Genomic DNA, 22052 nt, shown 5'->3' with positions numbered 1-22052 from the left:
GGGCGGACGACAACGGTTGTTGTCGCGGGTTGGTTCTGGGCCTAGAGTGCCTGACATGCCCGGCAAGAACTTCGTACTGCGTACCACCTCGCAGGAGGCGGCCGCGATCGCGGACGCCGCGATGGGAGACCTCGCCCGGCGGCTGGCCGGGCGGCTGACGGCGGTCCCCGCCGCTCCCGCGGTGAGCGACACCGCCCAGGCGCTGAGCCTGCTCCACGTACTCGACCACCTCCGGCAGGCCACCGAACGGCTCCAGCGGGAGGCGGCCGGCGACGCCGCGCGGGCGGGGGCCGGCTACCCGCAGATCGGCGCCGCCTGCGGCATGACCCGTCAAGGCGCCCGTCGGCGCTGGCCGGGGCTTTTCCACCACCCGACCGAGAACCCGCGGAGCACCCGATGATGACCACCGCCCGCCCCTTCGATGTCCTGCTCGTGGAGGACGACGCCGCCGACGCGATGCTCATCGAGGAAGCCCTCTCCGAGCGCGGGGAGCGCAACCTGGTCCAGGTCACCGACGGCGTCGCCGCCCTCGAATACCTGCGCGCCCCGGACAGCGTGCGTCCCGACCTCATCGTCCTCGACCTCAACATGCCCCGGATGAACGGGCGCGACCTGCTGAAGGTCCTGAAGAACGACGACGACCTGCGGACCATCCCGGTGGTCGTGCTCACCACCTCCACCGCCCCGGACGACGTCACCGGCGCGTACAGCAGCCACGCCAACGCGTACGTGGCCAAGCCCGTCAACCTGGACGAGTTCGAGCAGGCCGTCCAGACCATCGACGCCTTCTACCTCGACACCGCCACCCGCCCCCGCCCCTGAACGTCCCCGCCCCTGAACGCCCCCGCTCCTGAACGGGCCGGGGACCGCAGCCGCGGACATGGTCGTGCCCGGGTCCGCCCGGGCACGACACGGGCGGACCCGGGCACGTCGGCGGCCGCCCGTCGACGCCCGTCAGGCGATGCGGCGGGCGCCGTCGGCGGGAGTGGCCGCGAAGGTGCGCGGCGGGGCGTGGCCGGCGGCCGCGAAGGCCGCGGTGACGGCGGCGGTGACGCGGTCGGCGTCGTCCTGCTGGACGAGCGCGATGACCGAGCCCCCGAAGCCGCCGCCGGTCATCCGGGCGCCGAGGGCGCCGGCGGCCACGGCGGTGTCCGCGGCGAGGTCGGTCTCGGGGCAGGAGACCGCGTAGTCGTCGCGGAGCGAGGCGTGCCCGGCGGTGAGGACCGCGCCGAGGCCGGCCAGGTCGCCGGCGTCGAGCAGGGCGGTGGCCTGCCGTACCCGGTCGTCCTCGGTGACCACGTGGCGGACCAGCGGCCGCAGTTCGGCCGGCAGCCGGTCGAGGGCCGCGGGCAGGGCGTCGGCCGTGAGGTCGCGCAGGGCGGCGAGGCCGAGCAGCTCGGCGGCCCGCTCGCAGCCGGCCCGCAGCTTCGCGTAGGCGCCGTCGGCGAGGTCGTGCTTGACCCGGGTGTCGATCACGAGCAGCCGCAGGCCGGCGCCTTCGAGGTCGAGCGGCACCTGGCGGGTGGTGAGGTCGCGGGTGTCCAGGAGGAGCGCGTGGCCCGCGCGGCAGCACAGGGAGGCGGTCTGGTCCATGATCCCGCAGGGGACGCCGACGTAGGCGTTCTCGGCGCGCTGGGCGAGCAGGGCGAGCTGCATCCTGTCCAGGCCGAGGTGGTACAGGTCGTTGTAGGCGGTGACGACGGCGCACTGCAGGGCGGCGGACGAGGAGAGGCCGGCGCCCTCGGGGACGTCGCTGTCGACCAGCAGGTCGGCGCCGGCGACGGCGTGGCCCGCGTCGCGAAGGGCCCGGACGACGGCCGCGGGGTACGCGGTCCAGCCGGTGGGGCTCCCGGGCTCCAGCTTGTCGAGGTCGAGGGTGGTGATCTCGTCGCCGCCCCGGGTGCTGTGCAGGCGCAGCAGGCTGTCGGCACGGCGGCGGGCCTGGACGCGGGTGGTGTGGGGGAGGGCGACGGGAAGGACGAAGCCGTCGTTGTAGTCGGTGTGCTCGCCGATCAGGTTGACCCGGCCGGGGGCGGCCCAGGTGCCCTCGGGGTCGGCGGAGAACAGCGTCCGGAAGGTGGTCATGCGGGGTGCTCCAGGGTGAAGTTCCAGGCGTCGGCGACGATGTCGTCGAGGTTGGGGCGCTTGGGGGTCCAGCCGAGCCTCTGGTGGGCGCGCTCGGCGGAGGCCACCAGGACGGCGGGGTCGAGGACCTCGCCCGCCTCCTGGATCCGCCCCCGCACGAACTCGGCGCCGGCCGGCACCCCCTCGCGGAAGCCGGTGGAGAGGTCGTCCAGGACGGTCACCTGGTGTCCCGCCTCCAGCAGGTGGGCGGCGACCACGCTGCCGACATAGCCGGCGCCACCCGTGACCAGGTACTTGCGGGCGGCGCTCATGACGCCACCTCGCGCAGCCGCTCGGCGGCCGTCTCGGGCGACACGTCGTTGACGAAGGCGTCCATGCCGGACTCCACGCCGGCCAGGTACTTGAGCTTGTCGGCGGTCCGCCGGACGGTGAACAGCTCCAGGTGCAGGGCGAGCTCCGCGCCGTTGGTGGCGGGGGCCTGGTGCCAGGCGGAGATGTACGGGGTCGGCGCGGCGGGCCCGCCGGCGCCGGGCGCGGTGAACAGCCGGTCGAAGCGGCGCAGCAGCTCCAGGTAGACGCCGGGGAACTCGGCGCGCTCGGCCTCGGTGAGCTGGGTGAGGTCGCCGACCCGGCGGTTGGGGTAGAGGTGCACCTCGTAGGGCCAGCGGGCGGCGAACGGCACGAAGGCGGTCCAGTGCCGGCCGGTGAGGACGGTGCGCCGGGGGTCGCCGCGTTCGGCGTCGAGCAGGTCCTCGAAGAGGTTGCGGCCGGTGGCGGCCCGGTGCTTCGCGGCCTGCTCCACCATCCGGGCGGTGCGCGGGGTGGCGAAGGGGAAGGCGTAGATCTGGCCGTGCGGGTGGGCGAGCGTGACGCCGATCTCGGCGCCGCGGTTCTCGAAGCAGTAGACCTGCTCGACGCCCGGCAGTGCGGAGAGTTCGGCGGTGCGGTCGGTCCAGGCGTCCAGGACCAGCCGGGCGTGCGCCTCGTCCAGGGCGGCGAAGGACGACTGGTGGTCGGAGGTGAAGCAGACGACCTCGCAGCGACCGGTGCCGGCCAGGGCGGTGCGCAGCGGGTCGCCGGCGGCGCCCTCGGGGGCGGGGCTGTCCGCGGCGAGCGAGGGGAAGCGGTTCTCGAAGACGGCGACCTGGTAGTCGGCGTCGGGGATCTCGCTGAACCGGCCGTCGCGGGACGGGCAGAGCGGACATTCGTCGGCCGGCGGCTGGTACGTCCGGGCCTGGCGGTGGGCGGCGACGGTCACCCAGGCGCCGGTCACCGCGTCGCGGCGGATCTCCGAGCGGTTGGCCGGGGCCTCCAGGGGGCGGAGGTCCGCGGTGCCGCGGTGGGCGGGCACGTCGCTGTCGAAATAGATCAGCTCGCGCCCGTCGGCGAGCTTGCTGGTCGTCCTGATCACGGCTTCCTCTCGGCGGGGGTCCCGGGCGGCGAGTGCCTCGCTCCGCCAACGGACTGTGGCACCACATAATCAAACATAAATGAGCAAAAAGCAACGGTGGTGAATCGGGAACCTACGGCGAGCCTGGCACGGCGGGCGGCGGCCGCGCCAGGACGGACACGCGGGGCCCGACGAGCCGGTGCCGCAGGGTCCGGTGAGCGCCGGGGAAGCGGCTGGGTCCAGGCGGTTTCGCGGGTCGCGACGGTGCCCGAGGGGGCGCGCGGGCCGCGCCGGGCGCGCCCGGCGGCCGCCCCCAGGACGCGTCCGGGTCGCGGTTCGCCGCAGCCGCGGGCCGGAGGCGGCCAGGTCAACACGTTCCACCAGCAACGGGCGGGCGAGCCCCCGGACACGACCGGAAGGAGGTGCTCCGCCGTTCGATCCTGTTCTCCCCTGCGCTACGTTGGTGGCCGGCAGACCCGGCCCACGGCGCAACAGGCGCGCGGCCGTGGGCGGGACAGGGACCGGAACGGGGAGCGTCGTGGCGGAGCAGGGCATGCTGGCGCAGCAGCGTCGGGCGCTCATCCTGGAGTACGTCCGCAGGGACGGCGCCGTCCGGGTCGCCGACCTGGTGGAGGAGCTCGGCGTCTCGGACATGACCATCCGCCGGGACCTCGACGCGCTCGCCCGCAGCGGCGGAGTGGAGAAGGTCCACGGCGGCGCCGTCGCCGTGACCGGACCGACCGCGACCACCGACGAACCCGGCTTCGAGGCGAAGTCCACCCGGGAGTCCGCGGCCAAGGCGGCCCTCGCGGACGCGGCCGCCGCCCTGGTCGAGCCCGGCACCGTCGTCGCGCTCTCCGCCGGCACCACGTCCTTCGCCGTCGCCTCGCGCCTGCTCACCGTCCCCCGCCTGACCGTCGTCACCAACTCCCTGCCCGTCGCCGAGCTGCTGCGCACCGCCCGCCGGGAGCTGGGCGACGCGGCGCCGACCCTGCTGGTCACCGGCGGCAGCCCGACCCGCTCGGCGGCGCTGGTCGGCCCGCTGGCCGACCAGGCGATCCGCAGCCTCCACATGGACCTGCTGATCCTCGGCACGCACGGGGTCTCCGAGCAGGCCGGGCTCACCACCCCCAACCTCGCCGAGGCCGAGACCAACCGGGCCCTGGTGGCCGCCGCGCGCCGGGTGGCCGTGGTCGCGGACCACACCAAGTGGGGTGTGGTGGCGCTGAGTTCCTTCGCCACGCTGGCCGAGGTGGACTGCTTCGTGACCGACGACGGAATCTCCGGCCAGGCCCGCGCGGTGCTGGCGGACACGGTCGGCGAACTCGTCGTCGCGCCCGTCCCCAAGGACTGACCCGTCCCCAAGGACTGACCCGTTCCCGAGGGGCGACCGGGTCCCGAGGACCGACCCGTTCCCGAGGGCCGACAGGCCGTGTCGCCGCCGGTCCGCCGCGGTCACTCCGGCGGCCGCGGCCCCCGCAGGAGCGGGCCGGGCTTCCTGCCGTCGGTCTCCGGGACGGCGCCGGGGGTGGTGATGATCAGCTTGCCGACCCGCTCCGCGAGGACGGCACGGGCCTGCGGCGGCATCCCGTCGTCGGTGACGAACCAGCCGATCTGGTCCAGGTCGGCGAAGGTGCTGAGCCCCGTGACACCCCACTTGGTGTGGTCCGCCGCCACCGCGACGCGGCGGGCGCGCGAGATGAACATCCGGTTGGCCTGGGCCTCCGCGAGATTGGGGCTGGTGAGCCCCTCGTTCTCGGTGACCCCGTGGGTGCCGAGGATCAGCAGGTCGACGTGGAGCGAGGCGATGGCCTGGTCGGTGATGGGCCCGACGAGGGCCTCGGAGGGGGTCGCACTGCCGCCGGTCAGGAGTACGACGGGCGGCCGCTGGGCGGTGTCCGTGGCGCCGCGCACCAGGCGTTCGATCGGCAGCGAGTTGGTGAGGATGGTCAGGTCCGGGACGTTCAGCAGCTGGGTCGCCACGGCGTGCGTGGTGGAACCGCCGCTGAGGGCCACCACCGTGCCGGGTTCGACCAGGGCGGCGGTCGCCTCGGCGATGGTGGCCTTGGCCGCCGATTCGAGGGTGGACTTCACCTCGAAGCCGAGCTCCTGGGCGGTGCCGGCGGTGACCGCGCCGCCGTGCACCTTCTCCACCGCCCCGGACCGCGCCAGGGCGTCGAGGTCGCGGCGGATCGTCATGTCGGAGACGCCGAACGCGACGGACAGGTCGGACACCCGCACGGCGCCGTCGCGCCGGACCGCCTCCAGGATGAGGGCGCGGCGCTGCTGGGCGAGCAGCCCCTGATCGGGCATCACCATACTGTGGTCAGCTCCCTCGGGCGGATCGGATAGGGCTCGATCGAGACGGTCCCGTCGAGGACGGCTCCGTCGAACGCGGTTCCGGGGCGGGCCCAGCGGTGCGCCGGAAGCCACCCGGCCGGTACGGAACCGCCGGTGGCACCCGGTCCAGTCGGGTACCACCGGCAGTCTGTGGCGAGCGGGCCGACCCTCGGCGGCCCTCGCCGTTCCCCACGGGCGCGACCGGAGCGGTCCGTTCGTCGAACGGGCGCCGCCGGCCGGGCGGGTGCGGAAGTCGCTGACCCGGCACGGCCTCCGGGCCGATCGGTCCGGAGGCCGTGCCCGGCGTCTAGGCGGGGAGGCCGATGGCGCGTTCGCCGCTCCGGCGTTGCTGGATGACGACGGCGGCGACGAGGAGGGCGCCTTGGGCGACGTTCTGCCAGAAGGAGTTGATGCCTTCGACGGTGAGGCCGTTCTCGAGGCAGCCGAGGAGGGCGACGGCGAGGAGGGTGCCGCCGATGCCGCCCTTGCCGCCCTTGAGGGCGCAGCCGCCGAGGGCGGCGGCGGTGATGGCCTTGAGTTCGAGGCCTTCGCTGCCGGAGGTGGGTTGGCCGGAGCCGGTGCGGGCGGTGAGGAGGATGCCGGCGAGGGCGGCGACGATGCCGATGAGGGCGTAGACGGAGACGAGGTATTTGTTGATGTTGATGCCGGCGAGGCGGGCGGCGGTGTCGTTGCCGCCGATGGCGTAGATGTTGCGGCCGATGTCGGTGTACTTGAGGAGGAGGTGGACGGTGGTGGCGACGACGATGAGGAGCCAGACCATGACGGGCAGGCCGGCGATCTTGCCGCGTCCGAGGAAGACGAAGAGGTCGTTGTTGAGGACGTAGCCCTGGGCGCGGCCGTTGGAGACGAGTTGGGCGATGCCCTTGTAGGCGGCGAGGCCGGCGAGGGTGGCGATGGTGGGGTTGACGCGGCCGTAGACGATGATGACGCCGTTGAGGATGCCGACGGCGATGCCGATGCCGATGGCGGCGGCGATGCCGGCGAGGGCGTTGGAGCCGGCGGAGGTGAAGGCCATGGCGGAGACGACGGAGGCGATGCCGACCTGGGAGCCGACGGAGATGTCGAGGCCGCCGCAGATGATGACGACGGTCTGGACGACGGCGAGGAGGCCGGTGATGGTGGCGGCCTCGGCGATGACCTGCATGTTGGTGATGCTGAGGAAGTTGTCGTTCAGGATGCCGAACAGGGCCAGGACCAGGACGAGGGCGCCGATCAGGCTCAGGTTCTGACCGCCGATGGAGGCCAGGAGCGAGGCGCGGTTCTTGGTGGGCCGGTGCGGTGCGCCGTTCTCGGCGGTCGGCCGGGCGGTGGTGGTGCTCATGCGCGGGCTCCAGGGGCGGTCGTCGTCGTGGGGGCGGTGGTCGGCTTGTCGTGGGTGATGTCGTCGGCCATGGCGAGGGCGAGGATGGCTTCCTCGGTGGCCCGGGCGCGGGGGAGTTCGCCGGTGATGCGGCCGTTCTGCATGACGACGATCCGGTCGGCGAGGCCGAGGACTTCGGGGAGTTCGGAGGAGATGACCAGGACGGCGATGCCTTCCTGGGCGAGGTCGGCGATGATCTGGTAGATCTCGGCCTTGGCGCCGACGTCGATGCCGCGGGTGGGTTCGTCGAGGATGAGGACCTTGGGCTTGCGGGCGAGCCAGCGGGCGAGGACGACCTTCTGCTGGTTGCCGCCGGAGAGTTTGCGGACCTCGTGCTCGATGGAGGGGGTGCGTACGCGCAGGCGGTCGGTGTAGTGCTGGGCGAGTTCGCGTTCGGCGCTCCGGCGTACGAAGCGCAGGCGGCGCAGGCGTTCCAGGACGACGAGGGAGGTGTTGTCGCGGATGGAGCGCTGCAGGAACAGGGCCTGGGCCTTGCGTTCCTCGGGGGCCAGGCCGAGGCCGGCGCGGATGACGGCGCCGGGGTTGCCGGAGGGCAGGCGCTCGCCGTCGAGGGTGACGGTGCCGGAGTGGATGGGCAGGTCGCCGGCGAGGGCGAGGGCGAGTTCGGAGCGTCCGGCGCCGATCAGGCCGGCGAGGCCGACCACCTCGCCGGCGTGGACGCGCAGGGTGATGTCGTGGACGGCGTCGGTGGTGACGTTCCGGACGTCGAGGACGACGCGGTCGGTGGCGACGTCCTGGCGGGAGAACATGCTGCTGAGGTCGCGGCCGACCATGAGGCGGACGAGTTCGCCCTCGGTGGTGGTCGCGGCGTCCTGGACGCCGGCGAGGGCGCCGTCGCGCAGGACGGCGATGCGGTCGGCGAGTTGGAAGATCTCCTGCATGCGGTGGGAGACGTAGATGACGGCGACGCCCTGGTCGCGCAGGCGGCGGATCAGGGCGAACAGGGCGTCGACCTCGTGCTCGGAGAGCGAGGAGGTGGGTTCGTCGAAGGCGATGACCTTGGCGTCGCCGGTCAGGGCGCGCAGGATCTCGACGAGTTGGCGCTGGGCGGGGGTCAGTCGGGAGCCGAGCAGGTCGGGGTCCAGGACGCCGGCGAAGCCGACCCGGTCGAGGTCGGCGGTGATGCGCCGGCGCAGTTCGGCGCGGTCCAGGCGGCGGCCGGCCCTGCGGGGCAGGGAGCCGGCGTAGACGTTCTCGGCGACCGAGACGTGCGGGATGATCTCGGGTTCCTGGGGGATGATCCGGATCCCGGCGCGGCGGGCGTCGGTCGGCGAGGACAGGGCCAGCGGGCGGCCGTCGAGGACGACGTGGCCCTCGGTCGGCTGGTGGTCACCGGTCAGGATCTTCAGCAGGGTCGACTTGCCCGCCCCGTTCTCCCCCATCAACGCGGTCACCTGACCGGCGGGGAAGTCGAGGGTCACGCCACCGAGGGCCTGGACCGCGCCGAACCGCTTGGTGACCTGATGGACACCGACGCTCCCGGCGGCGGGCTGGGCAGTGGGCGGGCGGGGTTCCGGGTTCACGGCAGGGGCTGGGCTCATCGGGGTCACCTTGAGGTCGTGCGGGAGGGTCGGGACGGTCCGCGGCCGGTGGGACGCGGTCGGTGGCGGACCGGGTGGGGGGTGGAGCTTCGGGCGGTCCGGCCGGCGGGGGCGTCCCCGGCCCGGCGGTGCAGGAGCCGGGCCGGAGAACGCCGTGGCAGGCCGGGGGGTGCGGCCCGAACGGGGTCAGCTGCAGGTGACTCCGGCGCTCTGCCAGGTCGTGGCGTCGACCATGGTGGTGGGCGCGAAGGCCTCCTTCGGGAAGTCCTTGCTGTTCTTGAGCTTGTCGTACATGGTCTGCACGGCCAGCGCGCCGACGTCCTTGCCGTTGATGAACAGCGCGGCCTTCATCCCGGTCGGCTTGCCGCCGCTCCAGTCCTTGCACGCCAGGTACGCGCCCAGACCCACCCCGATCACGTGGTCCGCCGAGATGCCCGCGTTCTGCAGCGCCGTCACCCCGCCCTGCACGTTCTCGTCGTTGCAGCCCCACAGCACCCAGTTCTTCACACCCGGGTTGGCCGTCACCGTCGCCGCGATCTTGTCCTGCGCGCCGGTCGGCGTGTTGTCCGTCGCCACGTCGATGTTCTGCACCCCGGGCACGGCGGCCGCGAACGCCTCCTTCGCGCCCTTCACCCGGTCACCGCAGACCGTCACGTCCTGCTTCCAGGCCGAGATCACCCGGGTCTCCGCCGGGTTCCAGCCCGCCTTCTTGAACTCCTCACCGGCCCGCTTGCCGACCTCGCCGCCCATCTGCAGCCCGGAGAACCCGATCCGCGACACCAGGTCGTCCTTCGAGCACGCCGCCGGGTCCGGACCGCTGGCGCAGATCTGGTCGTCCGAGGTCAGCAGCGCCACCTTGGCGTCCCGCGCGGTCTGCACGACCTGCGGCCCCACCGCCGGGTCCGGCACCACGATGATCACACCGTTGGTCTTCTGCGCGACCGCGGACTGCACCTCGCTGATGGTCTTGTTCGCGTCGTTGCCGAGGTTGACGACCTTCAGGTCGACCCCCAGCTCCGCGGCCTTCGCCTTCGCGCCCGCCGCCTCCCCGACGAAGTACTCCTGGTCGCCCTGCTTCTGCAGGTAGGTGATCGAGATCTTCCCGGAGACCGGCGCCACCGAGGCGTCGCCCGACTTCACGGACTCCTGACCGGTCGAACAGGCGGTGGCCAGGCCCAGGGTGAGGAGGAGGCCGGCTGCGGCGGCGGCGCGGCTGGTGGGACGGAACATATGGGGGAGCTCCTTCGAGGGCGCACCAGCCGCAGGGGCGGAACGGGTGCGAGGGAGTCGGGCAGTCGTGTACATGCTGGTGGAATGCGAGCGGTGGAGTGCGGCGGTGCGCCGACCAGGTGGTGGTTTGAGGCCGGGAGCCCCGCCTTGGCCAGTCAATCGAACGTAGACTGCCAGAAACAAACACTTCCGAACGCAATGGGGATATGACACCTCTGTTTCGGAAACCACGTCAAGGGTGCGGCGGGGTCGAGACCAGCTTGTGACGTGCGGCCGGTGCCGGGGCGGACGGGACGCGCGGCCAGGTGGCAAGCCCCGCGGCTCAGCCGGGGATTCCCCGGGCGATCCCGGATCCGGACCGGTCGCGCCCGGCCGCCCGGTCCGAAAGCCGGCGGTAACGCTTCGGTAACCCCCCGGGACGGTCGGGGGCGACGGCCCTCCACCCCTCACGACCGGCGCAGGTGGACGGTCGGCTGCCGAGCCGCACGCAGGGAGAACAGTGAGAGAGCCCTCAGCGTCCTGGACCGCCTTCGAGCCCCGCGGCCGGCTGCCCCAGCCGGGCGAACGGGCGGCCGCGGTCGCGCTGTTGTCGCTGCCCGAGGAGTGCCGGCGGGAGATCCTGCGGGCCGTGGTGCGGGCCGCCGGACAGCGGGAACTGCCGTCCTCGGCGGTTGCCGCCGGGACCGCGCCCCAGGACGGCTCCGCGGACGTCTGCCGCGCCCGCGCCGTCGCGGTCGCGGTCCGGACCTGCCGGTACCTGGCCGCCCGGCAGGGCGGCGCGGACGGGCCGTCCTCCCCGCCGCCCGGGGCACCCGCACCGTCCTGTCCTTCCTGTTCCGTCGGGGGTCGCCCGTCGCAGCCGGGGGCGACGTGCGGGGGCGACGACGAACCCACGGTCGTCCTCGAACTAGTCCGCACCGTGGCCCGCGCCGAACGGCCGGCCCTGTCACCGGCCAGGGACAGCTCTGGCCCGGGCCGGCGCTAGCGCCGCGTCCTGTGGTGGAGCCTGGCGCTCTCGGCCGCCGCCCTGGTCGGCGGTACCGTGGCCATCCAGCAGGAGGGCCGGGAGGCACCCCGGCCGGGTACGGTCTCGGTGCCCGGTGCCACCACCTCGGAGGCCTCGCCCGGCCCGACGGCGAATCCGGCCGTTCCCGCGGCGAGGAGCACGGCGGGCGGCGGCCCGGGGGAGAGCGGGACGGCGGGGCGCGGTACGGCGGCGCCGGCGAAGGGGCTCTCCGGTGCGGGGTCGACGGCCGGCCGCCCGGCACCGCGGGCGGTCGGCGGCGGGCGTCAGCGACTGAGCCGGTCGATCTCGGCGAGCTCCTCGGCGGTCAACGGACCGCCGTCGAGCGCGTCGAGGTTCTGGTCGAGCTGGGCGGTGCTGGACGCGCCGATGATCACCGAGACCACCCGCTCGTCCCGCAGCACCCAGGACAGTGCCAGCTGGGCCAGGGTCTGGCCGCGCCGCTCGGCGATCTTGTTCAGCGAGCGCAGCTGCTCCAGCTTCTCCCCGGTCAGCGCCTCCGCGCGGAGGAAGCGGCCGACCGACATCCGCGAGCCGGCCGGCACCTCACCGGACAGGTAGCGGTCCGTCAGCAGGCCCTGCGCCAGCGGGGAGAACGCGATCAGACTCGTCCGCGTCTCGCCGACCGCGTCCAGCAGCCCGTCCTCGGCGGCGGCGCGGTCCAGGATCGAGTACCGGACCTGGTTCATCAGCATCGGGGTGCCCAGGTCGCGCAGGATCTCCACGGCCTCGCGGTGCTGCGCGGCCGGGTAGTTGGAGACCGCCGCGTACAGGGCCCGGCCGGAGCGCACCGCCCGGTCGAGCGCCCCTATCGTCTCCTCCAGCGGCGTCGCGGGGTCGTAGCGGTGCGAGTAGAAGACGTCGACGTAGTCCAGGCCCATCCGCTCCAGCGACTGGTCCAGGCTCGCCAGCAGGTACTTGCGCGACCCGCCGACGCCGTACGGGCCCGGCCACATGTCGTAGCCCGCCTTCGACGCGATGAACAGCTCGTCCCGGTACGGCTTGAAGTCCTGGGCGAAGAGAAGGCCGAAGTTGCGCTCCGCGCTGCCGTACGGCGGGCCGTAGTTGTTCGCCAGGTCGAAGTGCGTGACACCGCGGTCGAAGGCCCGGCGCAGCACCGCGCGCTGCACCTCCAGCGGCTGGGTGTCGCCGAAGTTGTGCCACAGGCCGAGCGACACGGCGGGGAGCAGCACGCCGCTGCGGCCGGCCCGCCGGTAGGACATGGACGTGTAGCGGGTCTCCGCAGGGTGGTGGGTCATACCGGCATCCTTTCAGGCGGAGGCCGGTGGAGGGAACCAACAGCCCTGCCTGAAAGGGACTTTGTCGGATCGCGGCGCGGCGCGCGGTGACGGACCGGGGGAGGGCGTGGGCCCCGCTCAGAGCTCCGGGTGCTCCAGCATCTCCGTGACCAGTGCCGCGATCGGGGAGCGCTCGGAGCGGGTGAGGGTGATGTGGGCGAACAGCGGATGCCCCTTCAGTTTCTCGACCACCGCGACGACGCCGTCGTAGCGGCCGACCCGCAGGTTGTCGCGCTGCGCCACGTCGTGGGTCAGCACCACCCGGGAGCCCTGGCCGATCCGGGAGAGCACCGTCAGCAGGCCTCGGCGGCTGTTCTCTGACGTCATGGTGAATTCCTCCTCCGCGAGCGGAGCGCGGGGTCGGGAAAAGGCCTGATGAGTCCGTGGCCTCGCAGTTCCCGGCCCTGTCCGGCGGCCGGACCGAATCGTCGCCTGCTGCCTGTGCGGTGGGGAATGCCTCATCCGGCACTGAATCGACGGGGCGTCGAGTCATTCACAGGTAGGTGTGGGCCCAAACTACGGCAGTCCGGGATCGGGGCCAACGCCTCGCCCTGTCACGTGGATCACACCGAAAGGGCGGTTCGGGCCGTGTCGTCAGATGCGGAATTCGGCCCGGACGAGGTGGCCGGACGAGGTGGCCGGGCGGGGTGGCCGGTCGGGGTGTGGCAGGTGCCCCAGGCGCTGCCAGCAGGGTGTGAGGCATGGGAACGCCGAGTGGCCGGGAGGTCGCCCCCGGGGTCGGGTGGACCCGGGGGCGACGGCGCGAGGTGGCGCGACGGGCTCAGCGCAGCCGGCGGGCGCGGAGCACCAGGTCGTCGGTGTGGTGGGCGCCGGCGCCGCCCTCCGGTGCCACGCGCGGCCGCTGCTCGTCCACCTCGACCCGCCAGTCCTCGTCGAGGAGCGCGGTGACCATCGCGGGCCACACGTAGTCGGCGGGGTCGAACTCGCCCGCCTGTGCCTCCCGGGTGTCCATGCCCGCGTGGTGCACGAGCAGGAGCACGCCGCCGGGCGCGACGGCCGCGAGCAGCGCCCGCTCGGCCGCGGCACCAGGGGTGCGCAGCAGGGCCGGGTACTGCGCGGAGACCAGGTCGAAGGAGGCCGGCGGGAGCGCCGCCCCGACCAGCTCCGCGTGCACCCAGCGAACGGTCACGCCGGCGTCCCGGGCGTGCCCGGCCGCCCGCTCCAGCGCCACGCCGGAGACCTCCAGCGCGGTCACGTCCCACCCTCCGCGCGCCAGCCAGACGGCGTCCGCGCCCTCGCCGCAGCCGACGTCCAGCACCCGCCCGGGGGAGAGCCCTTCGACCTCGGCCACGAGCGCGCCGTTGGGGCGGCCGCTCCACAGTTGCTGCCGGTCGGCGTACCGGCCGTCCCACTCGGCCCGCACGGCGGGGTCCCCGAGGTACTCGCCCGCGGGCGAGGTTGCTGCGATGTCGTCGGTCATGCCCCAACGCTCGCCCGCCGCCCACCGGGTGGGCCAGTTCTGTTGCCGATCCGGCAAACCGCGCGGGAGGCCCTCGCGTGGGGGCACCGTCCCGGTCCTCTCCGGCTGTGTGTCCCGCTGCTACGATCCGCGCAGTTCAGACGCTGTATCAGACAGAGGTGGGGCCGGAAATGCAGGGCGAGAGGGACGAGCAGGACGCGAAGCCGGTGAACCGGCGCAGGCTCCTCGGCGGAATAGCCGCCGGGGTGTGTGTGCTGGGCCTGGCCGGTGCCGGGGGCCTGGCGTTGCGGGGGTCGCACGATCCGGTCCCGGCCGGGTCCTCGGTGGGTTCCGGCGCCTCGGCCGACACCTCGCCGAGCCCGACCGCTTCGGCGAGCCCCGCGCCCTCGGAGCCCGCCCCGCCGGCGGAGGTCGTCCTCGCCGCCACGAGCACGCCGCCGCCGGTCGGGACCCCCGTGCCCACCGAGCCTCCGGCAGCCCCGGCGCCGGCCCGGTCCACGGTCGCCGCACCGCCGCGCCCCTCGAAGACCGCGGCCGCCCCGAAGCCGGCGCCGACCCGCGTGTCCGCCCCGTCGCCGACCCTGGACCAGGAGAACCCGCCCGCCGCGTGGAGCCCCGGCCCGCGACCCACCCCGACCCTCCCGAAGCCCCCGACCAGCTGCCCGCCCCTCCAACTCCCCAGCTGGGACGGCTGCCACCCGATCGGCCCGGTGATCACCTTCCCCCCGATGACCATCCCCCCGCAGCCGAACGTCACCCCCTCCACGGTGGCCCGCTGAGCGCGCTCCCGCGTGATCTCGGGCGAACCGCCCCTTCAGGGCCTTGTGCGGGTCGCTTTCGCCGTCGCCGTGGTCCCTCTGATCGCAGTCTGTGGTGGGCGGCGATCGTGAGGCCCCGTTCGGTGTCGACGGGCATCCACTCGATCTGGTGGTGGGGTGGAGGTCGCCGGGGTCGAGGTCGGGTTCCGCCCCGCCGATGACGAGCGCAATCCCGGGGCGACAGCCCGCTCGTGTCCTGGCGCAGGCGCAGGCGCTGGTGGCGGAGGGTCGGTAGAGCGGGTGCCGGTCCCGCTGACGGATTCGCTGACGTTTTCCGGCCCGCGACTCCGACGGGGGCTCTAACCTGGCGCGATGACGAGTCGAAACCCAGTCTCCCGTACCGGCGCGGCCGCCCTTGGGGCCGCCGGCCTCGTTCTCCTCACCGCGTGCGGCGGCGGGGGCGGCAGCAGTGAGAGCAAGGCCAAGCAGGTCGGTTGGTACCGCACGGTCGGCGACCTCTGCGCCGTGCTGGGCGATCCCGGCCTGCCGGGGCAGCTGAGGAGTTCCATACCGGTGACGAGCGCCGGGATCGCGAGCGACCCGTCCAAGTCGCTCAGCTGCGGCTACGTCGGCGGTCCGGCGACCGAGGACTGGCGGGTGAGCGTCGACGCGACGGTCTTCGAGGCGGCCCGCGGCTGCCACTGGCTGGAGGTCGAGGCGGACATCGCGAAGTCCCCGCTCGGCGGACCCAAGCCGACCGAGACCCGGAAGTTCGAGACGACCGACGGCGGGGGGCTCGGCCAGGAGGGCTACCAGTCGTCGGTCCGGCACCCGCTCACCGACACCATCCCGGGGCCGGTCGACCAACTGGCCTTCAGGTCGGCCTTCTGCGACGGCAATCTCCGCCTGACGGTCACCGTCGACTACAGCGCGGGCTCGGAGATGTCCGCGGACTACCCGAGCGCGCTCGAAAAGGCGGAGGAGGCGTCGCGGAAGAAGGCCGCCGAACTGCTCAAGCGGGCGCGGGAGGCGCTGTACGAGCGCGCGATGAGCCCGCAGCCGACGGCCACGTGACAGGCGGCCGCCCCGGCCAGAGCGAACCGCCGTACCGCGTCCCGGTGAGTGCCCCGGTTCACACGGTCACGCCGGCGGGCGGGGTGGGGCCCGGGGGGAGGTGGACGGTCATGATCAGGTCGCAGGGGCCGGTGTCCGAGGCGCGGTAGGTGTGGGGGGCGTCGCCGTCGAAGGTGGCGGTCTGGCCGGCCTCGACGGTGTGCTCGGTGCCGTCGACGACCAGGGTCATCCGGCCCGCGGTGACGCTGACGGTCTCCACGACGCCGGCCTGGTGGGGGTGGCTGGGGTAGTCCTCGCCGGGTTCGAGGTGCCAGCGCCAGACCTCGACGGGGGCCGGGCCCGAGGTGGTCAGCATGAGCCGGGCGGAGCCGCCGTGCTCGCCGGTCCACAGCGGGGCGACCGCGTCGGCCGCCACGACGCGGACCCGTCCCTCGGGTGGGCCCTGCATGAGGGCGGACACCGAGATCCCGAGGGTGTCGGCCAGCCGCACCAGGGTGGCGAGGTTGGGGTTGCCCTGTGCTCGTTCCAGGCCTACCAGGGCGCCCTTGCTGACCTGGGCGCGGCGGCCGAGTTCCTCCAGGGAGAGGCCGGCCCGCAGCCGGGCCGCCCTCACGTTGCGCGCCACCGTTCGCAGAGCCGCCGCCGTCTCGACCACCGATTACCACTCCTCGTCCCTCGGTCCACTCAAATGTACCCTGCGGTCGTTCCGGTAACCCATCCTGGTCATTCTGTTGTACCGTGAAGTCATTCCACTGATTGACGACGGGCATCGAAGGACGTGCTGTGACCGCTCTGCTGCTGGCCCTGTGCAGTTCACTCGCCTACGGCTGCGCCGACTTCCTGGGCGGTATGGGCGCCCGCAAGGCCCATGTGCTGCGCACCGTGATGATCGCGGCCCCCGCCAGCCTGGCGGTCGAACTCCTGCTGTGGCCCTTCCTCGGCGCCTCGTTCAGCGCCGCCGCCGTGGGCTGGGGCGCCGCCTCCGGCATCGCCTCGGCCGCCGCGTTCGTGCTGCTCTACCGGACCCTGGCGATCGGCCCGATGAGCGTGCTGTCGCCGGTGACCGCGCTGGTGTCCGCCGTGCTGCCGGTCGGGGTCGGCCTGGTGCAGGGGGAGCGGCTCTCCGCGGCCGGGCTGGTCGGCCTGCCGCTCGCGCTGGTCGCGGTCGTCCTGGTGAGCGTCGGGAGCGAGGGCCCGGCCCGGCCCTCGCGCGGCGCCCTGCTGCTCGCGTTCGGCGCGGGCGCGGCCATCGCCCTGCAGCTGATCTGCCTGCACCAGGCGCCCTCCGACAGCGGGTTGGCACCGCTGCTCACCGGCCGGGCCGTCTCCTCGGCCGCCACCCTGACCGCGGCCGGCCTGCTGTACCGGCGGCTGGGCGGCGAACGGCCCGCGTACGGGATGTCGGCGGCCGCGGGCGTGCTGGACTCCCTGGCGAACCTGCTGTTCCTGCTCGCCGCCCGCAGCGGCGACCTCGCCGTCGTCGCCGTCATCACCGCCCTCTACCCGGCCGGCACCGTCCTGCTCGCCCGGGCCGTGCTCGCCGAACGGATCCACCGTCTGCAACTCGCCGGGCTGGCGGCCGCGGCCGTCGCCGTCAGCCTGCTCGCGCTGACCTGACCGACCGCCTCCCGGGGGCGCCGGACGAGCGTGCCGGGGGCGCCGGGCCGCGTGCTACGGTGGCGGCACCGGGAGTAAAAACGCGAGCCACTCGCGCGCATACGCGGTCTCCGACGAGCCGCCACTTCTTCACCTCGAAGGAGTGCGCCGTGCCCACCCGCCGTCCCCGTGAAGCCGCCGAGAGCCCTGCTGCCCCCGCCGAACGCCCCTGTGAAGCCGTCGAGAGCCTCGCTGCCCCCGCCGGACGTTCCCGCTCGCCGCGCTCCCTCCGCGAGGCCTGGACCGCCCTCGCCGGGCTCTCCGCCGTGTTCCTCTTCGAGATGCTCGACAACTCGGTCCTCAACGTCGCCCTGCCCACCATCGGGCGCGAGCTGTCCGCCTCGGCGACGGCCCTGCAGTGGGTCACCAGTGCGTACGCCGTGGTGTTCGGCGGGCTCATGCTCGCCCTCGGGGCGCTGGCCGACCGGGTCGGCCGGCGCAGGGTCATGCTGGTCGGGCTGGTGCTGCTCGGTGCGGCGAGCCTGGCCACCGCGTTCGTCACCACGGTGGAGCAGCTGATCGCCGTCCGCTCGGCGACGGGGATCGCGGCCGCGATGACGACGCCGGGCTCGCTCGCCCTGGCGTTCCGTCTGTTCGACGAGGACGGCCTGCGCGTCCGTGCGACGACGCTCATCTCGACGGTGGGGCTGGTCGGGCTCGCGGTCGGACCCACGGCGGGCGGTCTCGTCCTCGCCGTCGCCCCGTGGCAGACCCTGCTGCTGGTCAACGTGCCGATCGCCGCGCTCGCGTACCTCGGCATCCGGCGCGGCATCCCGGCGGACCGGGCGGACGAGCTGCACCGCGACCCGGTCGACGCCGCCGGCGCGCTGCTCGGCACGGCGACGGTCGTGCTGGCGCTGGTCGCACCGACGCTCTTCGTCGAGCTGGGTGCCCGCTCGCCCCTTCCGTGGCTGACCTCGGCGGTGGCGGCCGCGGCGGCGGTCCTCTTCGTGGTCCGCGAGCGGTCGGCCCGCCACCCGCTCCTCGACCTCGAACTGGTCGCCCGCCCGCTGGTGTCGAGCGGCCTGGCCTTCAAGGGCGCGGCCGGACTGGCGACCGCCGGGCTCGGCTACCTGGTGACGCTGCACCTGCAGCTCGACCTGGGCTGGACGCCGGCGCGGGCGGCGCTCGGGATGCTGCCGCAGGTCGTCGTCCTCATCGCCGGCGGTGCCCTCGTCGGCCCGCTGATCAAGCGCGTGGGTCTCGACCGGGCCGCCTGGCTGAGCGCCGGAGCGGTGGTGTGCGGACTGGCCGTCTACGGGCTGCTGGGCCGCTTCGGGTACCCGTGGGTCGCCGTCGCGCTCGCCCTCGCCGCGGCCGGCATGCGCGTGGTCGGGGTCGTCGCCGGGACCAACGTGATGCGCGGCCTCCCCCGGAACCGGACGACGGTCGGTGCGGCGCTGGTGGACAGCGCCGGTGAGGTCGCCGCCGCGGTCGGCGTCGCCGTCGGCGGCACCGTCCTCGCGGCGCTCGTCACCGGCGACCTCACCGCCCCGGACCGGGACGCCCACCGGACCGCGGAGTTCCTGGACGCGGTCGGCTGCGCCGGCCTCGTGCTGACCGCCGTGGCCGCGGTGCTCGTGGGCTGGGGCATCCGCCGGGCCCGGGTCGCGGACCGGGGCACGGGCACGTCCGCTGCCGGAGCGACGGCCGGGTAGCGGCTGCTCCGAGGGCGCGGACGCGGCCGGGCCGCCATGCGCGGACGGGTCGACCGGCAGGCGCGGGACGGCGGCTGGGGCGGGGGAGCGACCCGCGAGCTGATCGAGGCGCCAGGGCCGGCTGGGTGGACAGCGGTGGACAGGAGTGAACAGTCCTCGTCCCCGCCGGCCCTGGAGAGTGGACAACGCTCCGCACGAGTCTGTGCCCATGACCGATGCACACACCCACACCGACCGGGCCGGCCCCCGGGCCACCCGGCCGGGAGCCGCCCTCGCGGCGCTCGCGGCGGCCCAGTTCACCGTCATGCTCGCCACCTCGATCGTGAACGTGGCCCTCCCGCAGATCCGCACCGGCGTCGGCCTGTCGGACGGCGGGACCACCTGGGTGGTCAACGCCTACGGCCTGGCCTTCGGGGCGCTGCTCCTGGCCGGCGGCCGGGCGGGCGACCTCCTCGGCCGCCGCCGGGTGCTGATGTCCGGCCTCGGGCTGTTCGTGGCGGCCTCGCTGGCGGCCGGCCTGGCCGGCACCCCGGGCGTGCTGATCGCCGCCCGCGCGGCGCAGGGCCTCGCCGCCGCCGCGATCGCGCCGGCCGCGCTCGCCCTGGCGATGGGCCAGTTCCCCTCCGGACCCGGGCGCGGCCGGGCGCTGGGCGTGTGGGGCGCGGTCTCCGGCGCGGGGGGAGCGGGCGGCGTCCTGCTGGGCGGTGTCCTCACCCAGGCCTGGGGCTGGCCCTGGATCTTCCACTCGGTCGCGCTCGGCACGGCGTTGGTCCTGGCCGCCGTGGCGGTGCTCGTGCCGCCGGAGACCGGCGCGCGGACCGGGCGGTTCGACCTGCTGGGCACCGCCACCGTCACCCTCTCGCTGACCTGTCTCGTCTGGGGCCTGACCACCGCACGCGGCGCCGGCTGGACGGACACCCGGGTGCTGGGCGCGCTCGGCGCGGCCGCGGCGCTGTTCGCGGCCTTCGTCGTGGTCGAACGCGGCCGCCCCGACGCGCTGGTGCCGCGCCGACTGCTCACCACCGGCCGGGTCGCCGCGGGCAACCTGCTGATGGCGCTGCTGGGATCGGTGTGGATCGCGCTGTTCTTCTTCCTGCCGCTCTACCAGCAACAGGTGCTCGGATCCGGGCCACTGGCCACCGGCGCGGGCCAACTCCCGCTCGCGGCAGCCAATATGATCGGTGCGTCGCTGGCGCCCCGGATCGCCCGGCGGCTCGGCGCCACCGCGACCGTCACCGCGGCGCTGCTCACCGAGGCCGCCGGGCTGCTGTGGCTGTCACGGATCGATGCGGACGGAAGCTACCTCGCCGACATCCTCGGCCCGAGCGTCCTGGTCGGCCTCGGTCTGAGCGTCGCCTTCGTCCAGCTCACCGCGCTCGCCGTGGACGGCGTCCCGCCGCAGGACGCGGGCCTGGCCGGCGGCCTGGTCAACACCACCCGACAGGTCGGCGGCGCGATCGGCCTCGCCGCCCTGGCCACCCTGGCCGGTTCGGTCACCGCCGGCGCCGCCGGTCACGCGTCGCACGCGGCAGCCCTCACCAGCGGGTACCGGGCCGCCTTCCTCGTCTCCGCCCTCGTTCTCGCCGTCAGCGCGGCGCTCGCCGGGTACCTGGCCCGCCGCCCGGTCCGCGCCCCGGCGGCCACGGCCGTCCCGCTCCCGCTGACCGGTCGCTGACCACCGCCCAGCCCCCGACCACCCGTCACCACCGAGAAGGAACCCCGCCATGAGCACCGAGAAGCCCTACCTGACCGGTCACTTCACCCCCGTCGTCGACGAGGTCACCGCCACCGGCCTGACCGTGGAGGGCCACCTGCCGCCCGAGCTGACCGGCCGGCTGCTCCGCAACGGCCACAACCCCAAGCCCGGCGTCACCCCCACCCACTGGTTCAAGGGCAGCGGCATGGTGCACGGCGTCCGGCTGCGGGACGGCCGCGCCGAGTGGTACCGCAACCGCTGGGTGCGGACCCCCGCCCTGGACGGTGCCCCCTACCTGACGGAGCACGGCCCGGACCTGACCGCCAGCGCCGCCGGCACCCACGTCATCGAGCACGCCGGGCGCCTCCTCGCGCTCTGCGAGGCCAACCTGCCCTTCGAACTCACCCCGGAGCTCGACACCGTGGGCGCCTACGACTTCGGCGGCAAGCTGACCTCCGCGATGACCGCGCACCCCAAGGAGGACCCGGTCACCGGGGAACTCCACTTCTTCGGCTCCTTGCCGTTCCCGCCGTTCCTGACGTACCACGTCGCCGACGCCAAGGGCGGGATCGTCCACACCGCCGAGGTCCCGGGCGCGAGTGCCGCCCTCAAGCACGACTTCGCGCTCACCAGCGGCCATGTGGTCTTCGTCGAGGGCAACGTCACCTTCGACCCCGCCGAGCACTCCGGCATCCCCTACAGCTGGAGCGACACCCAGCTCTCCCGCATCGGCATCATGCCGCGCGGCGCCGACGGGGCCCGCCACGTCCGCTGGTTCTCCATCGAGCCGGGCAACATGCTGCACGTCGGCAACGCCTACGAGGACGGCCGGGGCCGCGTCGTCCTGGAGGGTCCCACGGTGGACCGCGAGGGCTTCCGGCTCTCCTGGAACTGGTGGGTGGGCGCGCCCGGGCGCGGCACCGAGCCGGTGGCCCGCTCGCTCACCCGCCGCTGGGTGGTCGACCTGGCCGCCGGTACGGTCGACGAGCAGATCATCGACGACCTCGCGGTGGAGTTCCCGACCCTCAACGAGCGGTACCTCGGCGCCGAGAACCGCTACCAGTACGCCATCTCCTTCCCCGACGAGCAGGGCTTCGGCGGCTACGGCGTCGTCAAGTACGACCGCACCACCGGCGCCCGGCGGATCCACCAGGTCGGCGACGCCCGGCTGCCGAGCGAGGCGGTCTTCGTGCCCGCCGACGGTGCCACCCGCGAGGACGACGGCTACCTGCTGACGGTCGTCTCCGACCTCAAGCAGGACGCGTCCCAGCTGCTGGTCCTGGACGCCTCCGGCCTGGACCGGGTCGCCACCGTCCACCTGCCGCAGCGGGTGAGCGCCGGGCTGCACGGTTCGTGGATCCCGGACGCGACCGAGGGGTGACCTCGGCGGCCCCGCGTCGTTCCCGGCGACGAAGACGTTGTGCTCACCCGGGAGCCGCCCCGGGTCCACCATCAGCGG

The 22052-nt window shown here is 74.1% G+C and carries 19 protein-coding genes and 2 pseudogenes; 10 read left to right on the top strand and 11 right to left on the bottom strand.

The annotated features are described in order from the left end of the window. The first annotated feature begins 55 nt into the window (after window positions 1-55). Both ABT263_RS33560 and ABT263_RS33555 read left to right on the top strand, forming a co-directional pair. The gene (locus ABT263_RS33560; protein ID WP_329485595.1) at window positions 56-400 is read left to right on the top strand and encodes a hypothetical protein; all 345 of its coding nucleotides are present in this window, start codon (window positions 56-58) and stop codon (window positions 398-400) included. Beyond that, complete coding sequence (locus ABT263_RS33555) at window positions 397-822, top strand: response regulator (RefSeq protein ID WP_329485594.1); 426 nt, start codon at window positions 397-399, stop codon at window positions 820-822. The genes ABT263_RS33560 and ABT263_RS33555 overlap by 4 nt, the downstream gene beginning before the upstream one ends. A 132-nt stretch (window positions 823-954) precedes the next feature. Here ABT263_RS33555 and galK read toward each other — a convergent pair whose 3' ends face one another. The 3 genes and pseudogenes from galK to galT all read right to left on the bottom strand — a co-directional run bounded on the left by galK (window position 955) and on the right by galT (window position 3496). After that, window positions 955-2085, bottom strand: a complete 1131-nt coding sequence (gene galK, locus ABT263_RS33550; protein WP_352296342.1) for a galactokinase — start codon at window positions 2083-2085, stop codon at window positions 955-957. Window positions 2086-2201: 116 nt separating this feature from the next. Beyond that, a pseudogene (locus ABT263_RS33545) lies at window positions 2202-2396 on the bottom strand (NAD-dependent epimerase/dehydratase family protein); the annotation flags it as partial. Then, entirely contained in the window at window positions 2393-3496 is a 1104-nt protein-coding gene (gene galT, locus ABT263_RS33540) for a galactose-1-phosphate uridylyltransferase (protein ID WP_352296339.1), read from the bottom strand. The gene galT and the pseudogene ABT263_RS33545, both read right to left, overlap by 4 nt. Before the next feature lie 532 nt (window positions 3497-4028). On the opposite strand from galT, the gene ABT263_RS33535 reads away from it, so the two are divergent. Beyond that, window positions 4029-4829 (top strand): DeoR/GlpR family DNA-binding transcription regulator, encoded by an 801-nt coding sequence (locus ABT263_RS33535; protein ID WP_352296367.1) that lies wholly within the window; start codon window positions 4029-4031, stop codon window positions 4827-4829. A gap of 101 nt (window positions 4830-4930) precedes the next feature. Here the strand turns inward: ABT263_RS33535 and ABT263_RS33530 are convergent, their stop codons facing one another. The 4 genes from ABT263_RS33530 to ABT263_RS33515 form a co-directional block, all read right to left on the bottom strand. Then, window positions 4931-5788 carry a DeoR/GlpR family DNA-binding transcription regulator gene (locus ABT263_RS33530; RefSeq protein WP_502885904.1) on the bottom strand — a complete coding sequence of 286 codons (858 nt, stop codon included), beginning with the start codon at window positions 5786-5788 and terminating at the stop codon, window positions 4931-4933. Between the two features lie 334 nt (window positions 5789-6122). Continuing rightward, window positions 6123-7157, bottom strand: a complete 1035-nt coding sequence (locus ABT263_RS33525; RefSeq protein WP_352296336.1) for an ABC transporter permease — start codon at window positions 7155-7157, stop codon at window positions 6123-6125. Continuing rightward, the gene (locus ABT263_RS33520; RefSeq protein WP_352296333.1) at window positions 7154-8758 is read right to left on the bottom strand and encodes a sugar ABC transporter ATP-binding protein; all 1605 of its coding nucleotides are present in this window, start codon (window positions 8756-8758) and stop codon (window positions 7154-7156) included. Before ABT263_RS33520 ends, ABT263_RS33525 begins: the two co-directional genes overlap by 4 nt. Before the next feature lie 186 nt (window positions 8759-8944). Beyond that, window positions 8945-9988: a substrate-binding domain-containing protein gene (locus ABT263_RS33515; protein ID WP_352296330.1), complete on the bottom strand. Its 1044-nt coding sequence runs from the start codon at window positions 9986-9988 to the stop codon at window positions 8945-8947. Between the two features lie 499 nt (window positions 9989-10487). Here ABT263_RS33515 and ABT263_RS33510 point away from each other — a divergent pair, with 499 nt between their 5' ends. Further along, window positions 10488-10973, top strand: coding sequence for a hypothetical protein (locus ABT263_RS33510; RefSeq protein ID WP_352296328.1), 486 nt, complete (start codon window positions 10488-10490; stop codon window positions 10971-10973). Window positions 10974-11278: 305 nt separating this feature from the next. Here the strand turns inward: ABT263_RS33510 and ABT263_RS33505 are convergent, their stop codons facing one another. The 3 genes and pseudogenes from ABT263_RS33505 to ABT263_RS33495 all read right to left on the bottom strand — a co-directional run bounded on the left by ABT263_RS33505 (window position 11279) and on the right by ABT263_RS33495 (window position 13751). Beyond that, the gene (locus ABT263_RS33505; protein ID WP_352296325.1) at window positions 11279-12271 is read right to left on the bottom strand and encodes an aldo/keto reductase; all 993 of its coding nucleotides are present in this window, start codon (window positions 12269-12271) and stop codon (window positions 11279-11281) included. A 117-nt stretch (window positions 12272-12388) separates the two neighbouring features. Further along, window positions 12389-12619, bottom strand: a pseudogene (locus tag ABT263_RS33500) (PhoH family protein); the annotation flags it as partial. Window positions 12620-13091: 472 nt separating this feature from the next. Further along, window positions 13092-13751, bottom strand: a complete 660-nt coding sequence (locus ABT263_RS33495; protein ID WP_352296322.1) for a class I SAM-dependent methyltransferase — start codon at window positions 13749-13751, stop codon at window positions 13092-13094. 170 nt (window positions 13752-13921) lie between these two features. On the opposite strand from ABT263_RS33495, the gene ABT263_RS33490 reads away from it, so the two are divergent. Both ABT263_RS33490 and ABT263_RS33485 read left to right on the top strand, forming a co-directional pair. Then, window positions 13922-14530, top strand: coding sequence for a hypothetical protein (locus tag ABT263_RS33490; RefSeq protein WP_352296319.1), 609 nt, complete (start codon window positions 13922-13924; stop codon window positions 14528-14530). 351 nt (window positions 14531-14881) lie between these two features. Then, window positions 14882-15583, top strand: a complete 702-nt coding sequence (locus ABT263_RS33485; RefSeq protein ID WP_352296316.1) for a hypothetical protein — start codon at window positions 14882-14884, stop codon at window positions 15581-15583. 58 nt (window positions 15584-15641) lie between these two features. Here the strand turns inward: ABT263_RS33485 and ABT263_RS33480 are convergent, their stop codons facing one another. Next, a complete protein-coding gene (locus ABT263_RS33480; protein ID WP_352296314.1) occupies window positions 15642-16238 on the bottom strand; it encodes a helix-turn-helix domain-containing protein in 597 nt (198 codons plus the stop codon). Between the two features lie 128 nt (window positions 16239-16366). Here ABT263_RS33480 and ABT263_RS33475 point away from each other — a divergent pair, with 128 nt between their 5' ends. From ABT263_RS33475 to ABT263_RS33460, 4 genes are all read left to right on the top strand, one after another. Continuing rightward, window positions 16367-17200, top strand: coding sequence for an EamA family transporter (locus ABT263_RS33475; RefSeq protein WP_352296311.1), 834 nt, complete (start codon window positions 16367-16369; stop codon window positions 17198-17200). Between the two features lie 149 nt (window positions 17201-17349). Then, window positions 17350-18897: an MFS transporter gene (locus ABT263_RS33470; protein WP_352296308.1), complete on the top strand. Its 1548-nt coding sequence runs from the start codon at window positions 17350-17352 to the stop codon at window positions 18895-18897. A gap of 208 nt (window positions 18898-19105) precedes the next feature. Next, window positions 19106-20572 (top strand): MFS transporter, encoded by a 1467-nt coding sequence (locus tag ABT263_RS33465; RefSeq protein WP_352296305.1) that lies wholly within the window; start codon window positions 19106-19108, stop codon window positions 20570-20572. A 49-nt stretch (window positions 20573-20621) separates the two neighbouring features. Continuing rightward, window positions 20622-21974 carry a carotenoid oxygenase family protein gene (locus ABT263_RS33460; protein ID WP_352296302.1) on the top strand — a complete coding sequence of 451 codons (1353 nt, stop codon included), beginning with the start codon at window positions 20622-20624 and terminating at the stop codon, window positions 21972-21974. Window positions 21975-22052 lie beyond the last annotated feature (78 nt).

This window comes from Kitasatospora sp. NPDC001603 (assembly GCF_040298365.1).
In the GTDB taxonomy this organism is placed as follows: Bacteria; Actinomycetota; Actinomycetes; order Streptomycetales; family Streptomycetaceae; genus Kitasatospora.
This window is presented reverse-complemented; position numbering and strand designations above follow the sequence as displayed.

What these genes read in the sequence shown, in the direction of transcription:
- ABT263_RS33465 (WP_352296305.1), top strand. Translation starts at nt 19,106, where the DNA reads ATGACCGATGCACACACCCACACCGACCGGGCCGGCCCCCGGGCCACC.
- ABT263_RS33555 (WP_329485594.1), top strand. Translation starts at nt 397, where the DNA reads ATGATGACCACCGCCCGCCCCTTCGATGTCCTGCTCGTGGAGGACGAC.
- ABT263_RS33515 (WP_352296330.1), bottom strand. Translation starts at nt 9,988, where the DNA reads ATGTTCCGTCCCACCAGCCGCGCCGCCGCCGCAGCCGGCCTCCTCCTC.
- galK (WP_352296342.1), bottom strand. Translation starts at nt 2,085, where the DNA reads ATGACCACCTTCCGGACGCTGTTCTCCGCCGACCCCGAGGGCACCTGG.
- ABT263_RS33525 (WP_352296336.1), bottom strand. Translation starts at nt 7,157, where the DNA reads ATGAGCACCACCACCGCCCGGCCGACCGCCGAGAACGGCGCACCGCAC.
- ABT263_RS33505 (WP_352296325.1), bottom strand. Translation starts at nt 12,271, where the DNA reads ATGACCCACCACCCTGCGGAGACCCGCTACACGTCCATGTCCTACCGG.
- ABT263_RS33530 (WP_502885904.1), bottom strand. Translation starts at nt 5,788, where the DNA reads ATGCCCGATCAGGGGCTGCTCGCCCAGCAGCGCCGCGCCCTCATCCTG.
- ABT263_RS33520 (WP_352296333.1), bottom strand. Translation starts at nt 8,758, where the DNA reads ATGAGCCCAGCCCCTGCCGTGAACCCGGAACCCCGCCCGCCCACTGCC.
- ABT263_RS33560 (WP_329485595.1), top strand. Translation starts at nt 56, where the DNA reads ATGCCCGGCAAGAACTTCGTACTGCGTACCACCTCGCAGGAGGCGGCC.
- ABT263_RS33460 (WP_352296302.1), top strand. Translation starts at nt 20,622, where the DNA reads ATGAGCACCGAGAAGCCCTACCTGACCGGTCACTTCACCCCCGTCGTC.
- ABT263_RS33490 (WP_352296319.1), top strand. Translation starts at nt 13,922, where the DNA reads ATGCAGGGCGAGAGGGACGAGCAGGACGCGAAGCCGGTGAACCGGCGC.
- ABT263_RS33535 (WP_352296367.1), top strand. Translation starts at nt 4,029, where the DNA reads ATGCTGGCGCAGCAGCGTCGGGCGCTCATCCTGGAGTACGTCCGCAGG.
- ABT263_RS33485 (WP_352296316.1), top strand. Translation starts at nt 14,882, where the DNA reads ATGACGAGTCGAAACCCAGTCTCCCGTACCGGCGCGGCCGCCCTTGGG.
- ABT263_RS33495 (WP_352296322.1), bottom strand. Translation starts at nt 13,751, where the DNA reads ATGACCGACGACATCGCAGCAACCTCGCCCGCGGGCGAGTACCTCGGG.